Below are 13,114 nucleotides of genomic sequence, written 5' to 3'. Positions count from 1 at the left end.
GCACCGTGCTCGCGTGTACCGCCGACGGCGGCGCCACGACCAACCCGCTGAGCGGCACCAACGGCCAGGTGAGCAACACGCTGGCGATCGCCGCAGCCGACGCCAACAAGGCCATCGTGTGTACCTACACGAACGCGAAGAAGACCGTCACCCTGCAGGTGCGCAAGGCCTGGGGCGCGAACAGCGAGACGGGCAACGTCGCCAGCATCGGCGCGACCACGGGCGGAACCAACAACACGGCCCTGTTCACCGCGACCGCGCCCACGGCCGGCAACAGCGGCACGGCGGTGGTGGCAGCCGTCGGCAACACCATCACTTTCCCCGCGGAGACGATGCCCACGGGCACGCTGGCGAACTACACGACCGTGCTGTCGTGTACCGCCGATGGCGGCGCCACGGCCAACGCGCTGAGCGGCACCAACGGCCAGGCCAGCAACACGCTGGTGATCGGCGCGGGCGATGCTGGCAAGGCCATCGTCTGTACCTACAGCAATAACCGCCTGCCGACGGTGCAGATCCGCAAGCAGGCGCTGGGCGGCACGGGCACCTTCGCGTTCAGCGGCACCAACGGATTCGGCGCGGACAGCATCAACGTGTCGGTGTCGGGCTCCACGGTGGTGGGCACGATCAAGACGCTGACCACGGCGAACACGCAGACGGTGCTGACCGAAGTCGCGGCCTCGATGCCCGGCGGCTTCGCGTTCTCGGGCGCGACCTGCACGGGCCTCGCAGGTGGGGCGACCGCTGCGGTCGATCTCGTGGCGGGCACCGTCACGCTGCCCGCAGCCGGGCTGACGAACGGCACGGCCGTGGTCTGTACCTTCACCAACACGCTCGCGGCCATCGTGAGCGGTCGCGTGTTCCTGGACAACGGCATCGGTAGTGGCACGGCCAACGACGGCATCGTCAACGGTGGTGAAGGCCCGCTCGCGGGCGTGAGCGTGCGACTGACCAACTGCGCCGCGACCGTGTACGCGAGCGCGCTGACGGACGCATCGGGCGGCTACAGCCTGAGCGTGCCGGCTGGTACTGCGACGGGTTCGGCGATGTGTGTGGAAGAGACGAACCCCGGCACGCGCGTGTCGACCGGCGCATCGGTGGGCAACGTCGCATTGCCGTCAGGCTCGGCAGTCGCCGCGGTCGGTGGCACCTACACGTACACGCGCACCAGCACGCCGGACCGCATCGCCTTCAGCTGGAACGGCACGGGCCACAGCAACCTGAACTTCGGCGATGTCGACAACAGCGCATTCGCCACCGACGGTGCCAAGACCGGCCTGCCGGGCAGCACCGTGACCTACGCCCACACCTTCACTGCCGGCACTGCTGGGCAGGTGCGTTTCAGCGTCGCGAGCGAAACGGCCACGCCGCCGATCACCGGTTGGACGACGAAGGTCTTTGCGGACGTGGGGTGCACCGGCAGCCTGCAGGCCGGCGCGGCGCAGCTGTACCCGCCGAGCGCAGCGGCGACGCCTGTGGTGTTCGCGGGCAAGGTCTGCGTGATCGTGCAGGAATTCATTCCCGCGACCGCGCCCTTGGGATCGAGCAACAAGGCGACGATCCGCGCCGACTTCACGTACACCAACGCGAGCCCGTCGCTCAGCGGCAGCTTCACGCTCGACGACCTCACCACGGTGTCGGGCGTGGCGCTGGAGCTGAAGAAGGAAGTGCGCAACATCACGCAAAGCGGCACCTTCGGCGTGAACAACCAGGCCAAGTCGGGCGAGACGCTCGAGTACCGGATCACCTACACGAACAACGGTGACGCACCGATCCGCAGCATGGTCGTGAACGACATGACGCCGGGCTACACCACCTTCGTGAGCGCGACCACGGGCACCACGCCGGCGTCGCTGACGGGCTGTGTGAAGAACACGCCTGCGAATGCGCCGCCGGCCGGCGCGGTGGCCTGCACCACGGTTCAACCCGTAGGCGGTACGGGCGCGATCGACTGGCGCTTCACCGGCACGGTCGAGCCGGGCGGCACGGGCTTCGTGCTGTTCCAGGTGAAGGTCGACTGACGGCCCGGCGGGGCCTTCAGGCCCGGCGCTTGAACAGCGCGGACGCGCCGCTGGCCCGCGCCACGTCGTCCGCCGCGGCCAGCAGCTGCGGGCCCAGCGCGAGCATGCGTTCCTCCGTGAGCCGCACCAGCGGCCCCGCGATGGTGATGACGCCGATCACGCCGCCGTGCGCACCGCGCACCGGCGCGGCCATGGCGGTCATCGCGGGGGAGAACACCTCGTTGATCATCGAGAAGCCGCGCTTGCGCGTGGCGCGCAGGAACACGAGCAGTGCCTTCATGGTGGTCGGCGCCTTGGGACCGAAATCTTCCGGCTGGCCGAAGCCTTGTTTCGCGACGAGTTGCAGCGCCTGTTCGTCCGTCATGGTCGACAGCCACGCGTGGCCCGCGGAGCTGCACGAGAGGTTCACCGACAGGCCCATGTCCGGGTCGTAGCGCAGCCCGCGCGTGGCGCCTTGCGCCTTTGCGACGAAGGTGAGTTCGTCGCCGTCGACCACGGCCAGCCGCACCAGCTCGCCCGATTCGACCGCGAGCCGGTCGAGCAGCGGCTGCGCCACGTCGACGATGCCGCTGTTGCTCAAAAAGCTCAGGCCCAGCGACACCAGCTTGATGGTCAGCATGTAGTCGCCATGGCTCTGGTCTTGCCGCACGTAGCCGCAGCGCACCAGTTCACTCAGCAGGCGGTGGGTGGCGCTCAAGGGCATTTCCAGCTCGGCAGACAGCGCGGAAAGCGCGCGGCCTTCGGGGTGGCCGGAGAGGTGTTCGAGCACCTTGAAGCTGCGTTCGAGTATGGCTGTCATGAGACGACTCTAGCATTTTGCCAAGTGTTTTCACTAGTAGAAAGATTTTCCACTAAATCGATAAGATCGCGCCGTCTGGGGTCGGAGGCGCTTCTTGGCGCCCCGGCATGGATCGCTCACATCGCAAGCTGGAGAACAACTTTGAGAACGCTTTACCGCTCGCTGGCCACCGCCGGCCTCGCCCTCGCCCTGGTCGTTCCTGCTGTTGCGCAAGCGCAGCAGGAGCGCGTGATCCGCTTCGGCCACCTGAACAACGCCGACCATCCCGTGAGCTTCGGCGTCAAGCGCTTCGCCGAGCTGCTCTCGGCCAAGAGCGGCGGCAAGATGAAGGTCCAGGAGTTCCCCGCCTCGCAACTGGGCAACGAGATGCAGCAGCAGTCGGCGCTGCAAGGCGGTGTGCAGCAGATGTCGGCGCCGGCGACCACGTCACTGGCAGGCATCGTCAAGGAGTTCGGCCTCGTCGACTTTCCCTTCTCGGTGAACAACTTCGCGCAGGCCGATGCACTGCTCGACGGGCCGCTGGGCCAGGCGCTCATTGCCAAGCTTCCCGAGAAGGGTCTCGTCGCGTTGGGCTACTGGGACCTGGGCTTTCGCAACGTCACCAACAGCAAGCGCCCGATCACCAAGCCTGAAGACCTCGAGGGTCTGAAGATCCGCGTGATTCCCAACCCCGTGTTCCTCGAGACCTTCAAGGCCTTCAAGGCCAACCCGGTGCCGATGCCTTTCGCCGAGCTGTACGGTGCCCTCGAAGCCAAGGCGGTCGATGGGCAAGAGAACCCGTATGCGGTGATCCTGTCGAACAAGTTCTACGAAGTGCAGAAGTTCGTCAGCGCGACGAACCACGTGTACGCCGCCAATATCGTGCTGGTGAGCAAGAAGTTCTGGGACTCGCTCACGCCCGCCGAGCAGAAGATGATGAACGACGCGGCCAACGAGGCACGCGGTTACCAGCGGCAAGTGAGTCGCGCCGCCGCACAGAAGGCCGTGGGCGAGCTGCAGGCCAAGGGCGCGCAGTTCAACGAACTCAGTGCTCCCGAGCAGAAGCGCATGCGCGACATCGCCAAGCCTGTCGTCGACAAGTTCGCCGCCCAGTACGACCCCGCCATCGTCAAGCTCTACAACGACGAGCTCGTGCGCATCCGCAAATAGCGCGCCCCCACGGCCGACGACGAATTTCTTCTTCGTTCCCGCCGGCAATTTCCGTCACTCCCACGTCTGCGCCTGCCGCCACCCGCGGCGCAGCGACACGTGCTGGGCGCGTGCGCCCGTCCGATTCCGCCATTGACCACCAAGAGGAGACTCCGTTGAAACATTCCAGATCCTTTCCCTTCGGACTTGCATCGGCCGCCGCGCTCGCGCTGGCATTGACTGCCTGCGGTGGAGGCGATGGGGGCGGCGGCGCGGCCTTGCCGTTCTTGCCGGTGGCGCCCGCGCCCGCTGCATCGGCACCGCCGCCCGCACCGACCGATGAAGTGCCGCCGCCCACCGAACCGGTGGCCGAGGTCGACGACAGCTTCGACGAGTACTACAACGTGTGCCGCGGCACCAACCCCAAGTGCTACAACGACTGGGGCGCCTTCGCCACCACGCCCGACCGCGTGCTGATCTACTCGCGCACCGCGGGCCCGCGCCATGCCGTGCTGGGCACGCCGATGGCGGCCGGCCTGAACCCGGCGATGAACCCCGACAACGTGATGCAGGCCGGCCTGCTGCGCATGCTGTCGGCCGAGGGCATCACGGTCGACTGGACCGAGGACGTGTCGGTGCTGAGCAGCCGCATCAACAACTACAAGGCCATCATCTTCGCGAGCTCGAACCGCGACACCTTGTGGAACGGCGCTGTGAGCACCAGCCAGGACGCCGCGCGCACCGCGCTGCGCAACTACATGCGCCGCGGCGGCGGCTTCGTGGGCCTGCACAACGCCTTCGGCGCCGAATACAACTGGCCGTACTACGAAGGCCTGCTGGGCAACGCGAACTTCTACAACCACGGACCCAACCGCGCGGGCGACGTCGAGATCGTCTCGGACGACCCTTCGACGAAAGACGTGCCCAAGCGCTTCTCGTTCCAGGACGAGTGGTACAACCTGATGCCCTTCCCCACGAAGGTGAAGTTCCTGGCCAAGGTCGACACCTCGACGCTGAAGCCGCTCACCTCCGCGCCGCATCCCGGCCACGCCGACTTCCATCCGGTCGCGTGGTGCCAGTACTACGACGGCGGCCGCGCCTGGCTCTCGACGCTCGGGCACAACGCCCACTCGTTCACCGCCGACCTGTCGGGCGTGGGCGCCATCGAGTTCCAGAAGCTCGTCGTGCAAGGCGTGAAGTCGGCGATGGGCCTGACACCTTTCTGCACCACCGAATAAGCACGACCTCCCGGGGCCGGTGCGGCGCCGTGCGCGCGCCACCGGTCGTTTCGAACACCCCTGTTCCAACGTTCACCGAGTAGAGACATCCATGAAGAAAAAATCATTGGTCACGCTGCTGATCTCGTGCGGCGTGCTCGCATCGCCGTTGCTGATCACCGCCTGCGGCGGCTCCAGCGGCGGAGGTGGCACGCCCGTGCTGCCCGTGGCGCCGGCCCCCGCGCCGCCGCCGTCGGCCGGCGCAGCGCCGCCCGCATCGCCACCGGCCGCCGCCGCACCTGCGTCCGATCTGTCGGACTGCTGCACCGCCGGCGACAAGGACTTCCCGAAGGTCGGCGGCAACCTGGGCAACCAGAACTATTCGAGCCTGCGCAAGATCAACAAGGGCCTCGTCACGCAACTCGGTGGCGCCTGGGTCAACCAGGTCGAAGGCGGCATGACCACCGGCAACAACCAGAGCACCACCGTCGTCGTCGACGGCGTGCTCTACATCGAGTCTGCGCCCGGCAACGTGGTCGCGGTGGACGGCAAGACCGGCGTCACGAAGTGGAAGTGGACCACGCCCTACGGCAACATCACGCGCCGCGGCGTGGCCGTCGCCAAAGACCTGGGCCTGGTGTTCACCGTCGCCACCGGCAACCGTCTCGTGGCACTGCGCACCGACACCGGCGCCGTCGAGTGGATCAAGCAGTACCCGACCAGCAGCACCGACCCCGACTACAAGGGCGCGCTGCAGAAGGTTGCGCTGGTCTATCACGACAAGCGCCTCTACCTGGGCACCAACGACGGCAACCGCGGCGCCGCGTTCTCGGCCGATGCGCTCACCGGCAAGGTGCTGACCACGTTCTGGGGCGTGCCCCGCGCGGGCGAGCTGGGCTACGACACCTGGGGCGGCGCGCCCGACGCGGCGCGCACCGGCGCCACGCCGTGGATCCATCCGGCGGTCGATCCCGAACTGGGCCTCGTGTACTGGACCTTCGGCAACGTGCGCGGTGGTTCGTCGCAAGACGGTTCCTCGCGTCCGGGCCAGAACCTGTTTGCCAACTCCATCGTCGCGCTTGACCTCAAGAGCGGCGAGTACAAGTGGCACTTCCAGTCGGTGCACCACGACATCTGGGACATGGACAACGTGATGTCGCCCGTGCTCGCCGACGTCAAGATCGACGGCAAGGACCGCAAGGTCGTCATCTACGGCAGCAAGACGGGCATGTACTACATCCTCGATCGCAAGGACGGCAGTGCACCGCTGGGCATCGACGAAGTGCCCGTGAAGCAGGACGCCCGCCAAGCCAGCTGGCCCACGCAGCCGCTGCCGCGCCAGGGCGCCTGGACCGAGACCTGCATCGTCGACCAGCCGCTGGGCACGGCGATTCCGGGCGACCCGAACCGCGCGGTGCCCAACTACACCAAGGGCTGCCTGTACGACGCGCACTGGGACGTGCCGATCCTGTCCATTCCGGGCCACGGCGGCGGTGCCAACTGGAACCACCAGTCGTTCAGCCAGCGCACGGGCCTGGTCTACACGGGCATGGGCTACGTGTCGGCGGCGCACTCGCTCAGTGAGTCGAGCAACGGCCTGCGCCCGCCGGGCACCTACATGACCGGCGCGGTCGTGGCGGTCGATCCGAGCACCAACCTCGTCAAGTGGAAGAAGCCGCTGCCGTACTCGGTGGCGCACGGCAACGGCATCCTGAGCACGGCCTCCGACCTGCTGTTCATCGGGCAGCCCGACGGCAACCTGCTGGCGCTCGATGCGCAGGACGGCACCGAGCTGTGGCGCTTCCAGACCGGCGCGGCGATCAGCGCGAGCCCGGTCTCCTACGAGATCGACGGCGAGCAGTACATCGCGGTGTTCTCGGGCGGCACCAGCATTCCGTACGGCGACTCGGCACCGCGCGGCGACCGGCTGTGGGCCTTCAAGGTCGGCGGCGCGGTGACCGCGGCCGCCACGCCGACACCGCCCGTGGTGCGTCGGCCCGTGTCGGGCGCGGCGGTGGAGGGCGCGGCACTGCCGACGCCGAACACCGTGTTCCTGGCGCGCGTGCAAACGCCGGCGAACGAACCCGGCGCGACCGAGTCGACGGCCGTCAATGCCATGACGCCGACCTTCATGCGCGTGCCGGTGAACACCGTCGTGACCTTCACGAATCCGGCCACCAATGCCAACACGCATTGCGCCACGCAGTTCTTCGAAGGCCGCTTCAATCTGAGGCTGAATCCGGGCCAGTCGCAGACCCACACCTTTGACACGCCGGGCGAATACTTTTACAACGACTGCCATAGCCCGCGCCCGACGGGAAAGATCGTCGTTTATTGATATGTCCCTCAACCCCAACCCTGAAGGAGCAATGCGATGAAGTGGTGCAAGCCTGAGTTTGAAGAAATGCGTTTCGGTTTCGAAATCACGATGTACATTTCCGCGCGCTGAGCGCGGCCCCCACACGGCACCGGCCTTGCGCCGGTGCCGTTTTTTTGTTGGGCCCCCATGAAGATTCTGGTGCTGGGTTCGGGAGCGGGCGGTGGCTTCCCTCAATGGAATTGCAATTGCCGCCTGTGCGCCGGCCAGCGAAGCGGACAGGTCCGGGCCACGCCCCGCACGCAGAGTTCGATCGCCGTGTCGGCCGATGGCGAACGCTGGATATTGCTGAACGCGTCCCCCGACCTCGGCGCGCAACTGCGCGCCTCGCCGGCCCTGTGGCCGCGCCACGGACTGCGCCATTCGCCGATCGAGGCGGTGGTGCTGATGGACTCTCAAATCGACCATGTCGCAGGCCTGCTGAGCCTGCGCGAAGGGCAGCGGCTGCAGCTGTACTGCACGCCCGAGGCGCACGACGACCTGACCGGCAGCCTGCCGCTGCTGCGCACGCTCGACAGCTACTGCGGCGTGACCTGGCACCCGTTGTCGCTCGAAGCCGGTGGCGGTGCCTGGCACGACATCGCGGGCCTGCGGCTGCAGGCACTGCCGGTGCCTGGAAAAGCGCCGCCGTACTCGCCGCGCCGCCAGACCGAGGCGCGCAGCGAGAACGCCGCGGTGCTCATCGAAGACCCCGCCACCGGCAAGCGCGTGCTCTATGCGCCGGGTCTGGCCCAGGTCGGCGAGGCCGAGCGCCGCAGCCTCGATGCCTGCGACTGCGTGCTCGTCGACGGCACCTTCTGGACCGAAGACGAGATGGTCACGGCCGGCCTCGGCAAGAAGCACGCGGCCGACATGGGCCACCTGCCGCAGTGCGACGGGCCGCACGGCCCCGGCATGCTGCAGGCGCTCGACGCTTGCGCTGCACAACGCAAGGTGCTCATCCACATCAACAACAGCAATCCCATCCTCGACGAAGACGGCCCGGAGCGCGCACAGCTCGTGCGCCGCGGCATCGAGGTCGCGTTCGACGGCATGGCCCTGGAGATCTGAACACGTGATGCAACAGCAACGGCAAGAGACACAAGACCCATGGTCCCCGCAGGAATTCGAAGCGAGGTTGCGCGCCATGGAGCTGCGCTACCACAGCCACCATCCCTTCAACCGCCGGCTCAACGCGGGCGAGCTGCAGCCCTTCCAGGTGCGCGGCTGGGTGGCGAACCGCTTCTACTACCAGTGCCGCATTCCGGTGAAGGACGCGGCCGTTCTGTCCAACTGCGACGACCGCGCCACGCGTCGGCGCTGGGTGGTGCGCATGCTCGACCACGACGGGCACGGCGACCATGAAGGCGCCAACGCGGGCGGCATCGAGATCTGGACCCGGCTGGGCATTGCCACCGGCCTGTCGCGCGAGGTGCTCGAGTCGCACGCGCTCGTGGTGCCCGGCGTGCGCTTCGCGGTCGATGCGTACGTCAACTTCGCGCGCACGGCGCCGTGGCAGGAGGCGGTGATTTCGTCGCTCACCGAGATGTTCGCGCCGCGCATCCACAAGGACCGGCTCGCGGGCTGGCCCACGCACTACCCGTGGATCGACACCTCGGGCCTGGACTACTTTCGCAGCCGCATTCCGCTGGCCGACCGCGACGTCGAGCACGGCCTCGAAGTGGCGATGCAGTGGTGCACCACGCGCGAGCGGCAGCAGCGCGCATTGCACATCCTGGGCTTCAAGCTCGACATCCTCTGGGCCCTGCTCGACGCGATCGAGAAGGCTTATCCCGACGACCTTCCGAAAGAACAGCAGCCATGACCGCATGGACCGACGATGCCCAGCCGGCGCTCACCTCGATCTACCGCATGCAGTGGGAAGAGGCGCAGCAGTGCCACGTGCTGCTGTTCCCCGAGGGCATGATCAAGCTCAACGGGCCGGCGGCCGAGATCCTCCAGCGCTGCGACGGCAAGACCTCGGTGGCCGCGCTCGTGGCCGACCTGGAGCGCACCTTCGGCGAGAGCGATCTGCATGCCGACGTGCTCGAATTCCTGGAGCAGGCCCATGGACGCCACTGGATCCGCTGAGCTGCAGGCCCGCGCACCCCGCGCGGTCGCCAAGCCGCCGCTGTGGCTGCTGGCCGAGCTGACCTACCGCTGCCCGCTGCACTGCGCCTTCTGCTCCAACCCGGTCGACTACACGCGCTACCGCGAAGAGCTGGGCACGGACGAATGGATCCGCGTGTTCCGCGAGGCACGCGCGATGGGCGCGGTGCAGCTGGGCTTCTCGGGCGGCGAGCCGCTGCTGCGCGACGACCTGCCCGAGCTGGTCGCGGCGGCGCACGAGCTCGGCTTTTATACCAACCTCATCACCTCGGGCGTGGGCCTCACGCCGCAGCGCGCCGAGACGTTGAAGCGCGCGGGGCTGGACCACATCCAGCTGTCGTTCCAGGACTCGAGCCGCGAGCTCAACGACTTCCTCAGCTCCACGAAGACCTTCGACCTCAAGCAGCGTGTGGCCCGCACCATCAAGGACCTCGGTTACCCGATGGTGCTGAACTGCGTGATGCACCGCTACAACCTGCCGCACGTGGGCCGCATCATCGAGATGGCCGAGGCGATGGAAGCCGACTTTCTCGAACTCGCCAACGTGCAGTACTACGGCTGGGCCTGGCGCAACCGCGAGATGCTGATGCCCTCGCGCGACATGCTGGCCACGGCCGAGGCGGTGGTGGAAACCCATCGCCCGCGCCTGGACGGCCGCATGAAGATCCTCTGGGTGGTGCCCGACTACGCAGAGGGCAAGCCCAAGCCCTGCATGGCCGGGTGGGGCAGCGTGTTCCTCGTGGTCGCGCCCGACGGCGTGGCGCTGCCGTGCCACAGCGCGCGCATGCTGCCCGGGCTCGACTTTCCGAATGTGCGCGCGCACAGCATCCGCAGCATCTGGCACGAGAGCCCGGCCTTCGGCGCCTACCGCGGCACCGGCTGGATGAGCAGCACCTGCCAGAGCTGCGACGAGAAAGAGAAGGACCACGGCGGCTGCCGCTGCCAGGCCTTCCTGCTGACGGGCGATGCGGCCGCCACGGACCCGGTGTGCCCGAAGAGTCCGCGGCATGAGGAGGTGGAGGCGATGGTCAAGGCGGCGGGCGATCCGCGCGACGTCGGCACGCCGATCCGATTCGTGCCGGGCGCGCGGCGTGCGGGCGAACTCGTCTTTCGCACCGACGCGAACGCGTCAGCTTGAGCGGCACGCGCCGATGACGATCACCCATCGCCTGCCGCTGGACGGCGGGCATGTGATGCACGTCGAGGAGCACGGCAACCCGGCAGGCCTGCCCGTGGTGGTGCTGCACGGCGGGCCGGGCTCGGGCTGCTCGCCGTTGTTGCGCCGGGACTTCGATCCGGCGCACTACCGCATCGTCTGCCCCGACCAGCGCGGTTCGGGCCTCAGCACGCCCGCAGGATCGATCGAACACAACACGCTCGCCGATCTGCTGGCTGATCTGAAGCTACTGCGCGCGCACCTGCACATCGATCGATGGCTGGTGGTGGGCGGCTCGTGGGGCGCCACGCTGGCACTGGTGCATGCGCTCGATGCACCGGAGGCCGTCGCGGGCCTGCTGCTGCGCAACGTGTTCCTCGCGCGCCAAAGCGATATCGACGCGCTCTTCGCCGGAGCCCTGCGGCACGACAGTCCCGCATGGCAAGAACTGTGGGACGAGGCCAACGACAGGCAGTGCCCGGTGACGGTGCCGATCGCCGAGGTCTTCGCACACGGCACCTGGGCGCGGCAGTGCGAGCTGACGCGCCACTGGTTCGACTGGGAGCAGCGCCTCGCCACCGGCGGCGCCGCGCCGCCGATCGACGAGGCGATGCTGCCGCGGCTCGTGGCGCGCTACCGCGTGCAGAGCCACTACCTGCGGCATGGCTGCTGGCTCGATGCGCCCACGCTGCTGCAGCGCTGCGCCGCAATGCCCGCCGTGCCCACGCTGATCGTGCACGGCACGCAGGACGCGCTGTGTCCGCCTGAGGGCGCCCAGGCACTGGCGCAGGTGCTGGGCGCACCGCTGCAGTGGGCGCAGGGAGCGGGCCACGACCCGACGCATCCGGCCATCGCCGCGGCCATGCAGCAGGCCTTGCGCGACTACGCGGCCACGCAGGCCTTCGGTGTCAGCGCAGCCGCGCCTTGAGCGGATCGCCGATCAGCGTCACCCGGCCATCCTTGCCGTTCTTGCGGTACGACCACAGCCGGTCGTTGCCATGGCCGTCATCGGCCACGAAGAGCACCGCGTCGCCGAGCGCACGAAAGCCCAGCGGCATGGCGTGGCGTTCGCCCGCGGCAAGGTCGGCCACGGCGCGCGTGCCGGCCGGCGTGCCGTCGCTGGTCCACGGCTCAACGCCACGGCCACCGCCGCCGTTCGCCGCGAACCACAGGCGAGAGCCGATGACGGCGAAGCGCGCGGGCGAGCCGTTCTCCGCACCCGGTGCGATGTCTTTCACGCGCACCGTGCCCGCTGCCGTGCCGTCGCTGCGCCACAGTTCCGCGCCCGAGGCGCCGTCGGTCGCGGCGAAGTAGAGCTTCCCGCCCATCACGGCGATCGCGCTCGACACGGAGCCGCTGGGGCCGGGCCGGATGTCCTTCACCAGCGCCGTGCCCTTTGCGGTGCCGTCGGTCTTCCACAGCTCGATGCCGTGCACGCCGTCGTCGGCCGAGAAGTACAGCGTGCGGCCCAGCACCGCCAGGTGCGTCGGCCGCGAGGGCGCGGCGCCGGGGCGCAGGTCTTTGACGAGCTGGGTGCCGTGTTCGGTGCCGTCGCTCTTCCACAGCTCGGCGCCGTGTTCGCCGTCGTGCGCGGTGAAGTAGACGTCGCTGCCCACGGCCGTGAGGTTCTGGATGCCCGCGTCCTCGAGGCCCGGGCGGATGTCCTTCACGAGGCGCGTGTGCTCGGGCGTGCCGTCGGTCACCCAGAGCTCGTGGCCCTGCGTGCGCGTGGTCGCGGTGAAGAACAGGCGCGGGCCGGCCAGGGTGAGCTGGCGGGTGAGGGCGCGTGGCCCGGCGTCGACGGCGGACACGCGCGTGGTGCCCTTCGCGTCGCCCGTGGTCTTCCACACCTGGAAGCCGGTCTGGCCGTCGTCGGCCACGAAGTAGAGCGCATCGCGGAACACGGTCAACTCGTTGGGCATCGCGCCTTCCTCGCCGGGGCGCAGGTCGATCACCTGCGCCGTGCCGGCGGCGGTGCCGTCGGTGCGCCACAGTTCGAGCCCGCTCACGCCGTCGGTGGCCGTGGTGTAGACGTGGCCCTTGAATGCGACCTGACCGGCGGGGAACGACCCCCTGAAACCCGGCCGGATGTCTTTCAGCAAGGTGGTGCCGGCGTTGCTGCCGTCGGTGACCCACAGCTCCTGGCCGGTCGTCACGTGGAAGGCGCTGAACACCATCTTGCCGCTGCCCAGCGGCGTGAGGCCCGAGGGCGCGATGAAGGCCAGCCGCTGGCGCTGCTCGGGCAGTACCTCTCGCTCGGGGTCTTGCGCGGCCGCGGGCAAGGCCGCGAGCAGTGCGAGCGCGGCGAGGCAGAGGGTGCGCATCGGT

Annotated in this window: 10 protein-coding genes and 1 pseudogene; 9 read left to right on the top strand and 2 right to left on the bottom strand. The window is 68.5% G+C overall.

Going from position 1 to position 13,114, the window contains the following annotated elements:
* Positions 1-2,021, top strand: a pseudogene (locus AAG801_RS18390) (hypothetical protein); the annotation flags it as partial.
* 16 nt (positions 2,022-2,037) lie between these two features.
* On the opposite strand, the gene AAG801_RS18385 reads toward AAG801_RS18390, so the two are convergent.
* Positions 2,038-2,820, bottom strand: coding sequence for an IclR family transcriptional regulator (locus AAG801_RS18385; RefSeq protein WP_153285231.1), 783 nt, complete (start codon positions 2,818-2,820; stop codon positions 2,038-2,040).
* Positions 2,821-2,961: 141 nt separating this feature from the next.
* Between AAG801_RS18385 and AAG801_RS18380 the strand changes: the two genes are divergently transcribed.
* The 8 genes from AAG801_RS18380 (at position 2,962) to AAG801_RS18345 (ending at position 11,714) form a co-directional block, all read left to right on the top strand.
* Positions 2,962-3,969, top strand: a complete 1,008-nt coding sequence (locus AAG801_RS18380) for a TRAP transporter substrate-binding protein (protein ID WP_341889639.1) — start codon at positions 2,962-2,964, stop codon at positions 3,967-3,969.
* A 155-nt stretch (positions 3,970-4,124) separates the two neighbouring features.
* Positions 4,125-5,186 (top strand): ThuA domain-containing protein, encoded by a 1,062-nt coding sequence (locus tag AAG801_RS18375; protein ID WP_341889638.1) that lies wholly within the window; start codon positions 4,125-4,127, stop codon positions 5,184-5,186.
* A gap of 91 nt (positions 5,187-5,277) precedes the next feature.
* Positions 5,278-7,503, top strand: a complete 2,226-nt coding sequence (locus AAG801_RS18370; RefSeq protein ID WP_341889637.1) for a PQQ-binding-like beta-propeller repeat protein — start codon at positions 5,278-5,280, stop codon at positions 7,501-7,503.
* Positions 7,504-7,671: 168 nt separating this feature from the next.
* Positions 7,672-8,592 carry a pyrroloquinoline quinone biosynthesis protein PqqB gene (gene pqqB, locus AAG801_RS18365; protein WP_341889636.1) on the top strand — a complete coding sequence of 307 codons (921 nt, stop codon included), beginning with the start codon at positions 7,672-7,674 and terminating at the stop codon, positions 8,590-8,592.
* Positions 8,593-8,599: 7 nt separating this feature from the next.
* Positions 8,600-9,346, top strand: a complete 747-nt coding sequence (gene pqqC, locus AAG801_RS18360) for a pyrroloquinoline-quinone synthase PqqC (RefSeq protein WP_341889635.1) — start codon at positions 8,600-8,602, stop codon at positions 9,344-9,346.
* The gene (pqqD, locus tag AAG801_RS18355; protein WP_070059765.1) at positions 9,343-9,612 is read left to right on the top strand and encodes a pyrroloquinoline quinone biosynthesis peptide chaperone PqqD; all 270 of its coding nucleotides are present in this window, start codon (positions 9,343-9,345) and stop codon (positions 9,610-9,612) included. The genes pqqC and pqqD overlap by 4 nt, the downstream gene beginning before the upstream one ends.
* Positions 9,590-10,768 (top strand): pyrroloquinoline quinone biosynthesis protein PqqE, encoded by a 1,179-nt coding sequence (gene pqqE / locus AAG801_RS18350; RefSeq protein ID WP_341889634.1) that lies wholly within the window; start codon positions 9,590-9,592, stop codon positions 10,766-10,768. The genes pqqD and pqqE overlap by 23 nt, the downstream gene beginning before the upstream one ends.
* Before the next feature lie 13 nt (positions 10,769-10,781).
* A complete protein-coding gene (locus tag AAG801_RS18345) occupies positions 10,782-11,714 on the top strand; it encodes an alpha/beta fold hydrolase (protein ID WP_341889633.1) in 933 nt (310 codons plus the stop codon).
* On the opposite strand, the gene AAG801_RS18340 is transcribed toward AAG801_RS18345, so the two are convergent.
* Positions 11,695-13,110, bottom strand: a complete 1,416-nt coding sequence (locus tag AAG801_RS18340) for an ELWxxDGT repeat protein (protein ID WP_341889632.1) — start codon at positions 13,108-13,110, stop codon at positions 11,695-11,697. The genes AAG801_RS18345 and AAG801_RS18340 overlap by 20 nt on opposite strands.
* Positions 13,111-13,114: the final 4 nt, after the last annotated feature.

The organism is Variovorax sp. YR752 (assembly GCF_943372545.1).
This window is presented reverse-complemented; position numbering and strand designations above follow the sequence as displayed.

Excerpts from the sequence above, each read along its gene's own strand:
- AAG801_RS18340 (WP_341889632.1), bottom strand. The coding sequence starts at position 13,110 with ATGCGCACCCTCTGCCTCGCCGCGCTCGCACTGCTCGCGGCCTTGCCC.
- pqqB (WP_341889636.1), top strand. The coding sequence starts at position 7,672 with ATGAAGATTCTGGTGCTGGGTTCGGGAGCGGGCGGTGGCTTCCCTCAA.
- pqqD (WP_070059765.1), top strand. The coding sequence starts at position 9,343 with ATGACCGCATGGACCGACGATGCCCAGCCGGCGCTCACCTCGATCTAC.
- pqqE (WP_341889634.1), top strand. The coding sequence starts at position 9,590 with ATGGACGCCACTGGATCCGCTGAGCTGCAGGCCCGCGCACCCCGCGCG.
- AAG801_RS18345 (WP_341889633.1), top strand. The coding sequence starts at position 10,782 with ATGACGATCACCCATCGCCTGCCGCTGGACGGCGGGCATGTGATGCAC.
- pqqC (WP_341889635.1), top strand. The coding sequence starts at position 8,600 with ATGCAACAGCAACGGCAAGAGACACAAGACCCATGGTCCCCGCAGGAA.
- AAG801_RS18385 (WP_153285231.1), bottom strand. The coding sequence starts at position 2,820 with ATGACAGCCATACTCGAACGCAGCTTCAAGGTGCTCGAACACCTCTCC.
- AAG801_RS18370 (WP_341889637.1), top strand. The coding sequence starts at position 5,278 with ATGAAGAAAAAATCATTGGTCACGCTGCTGATCTCGTGCGGCGTGCTC.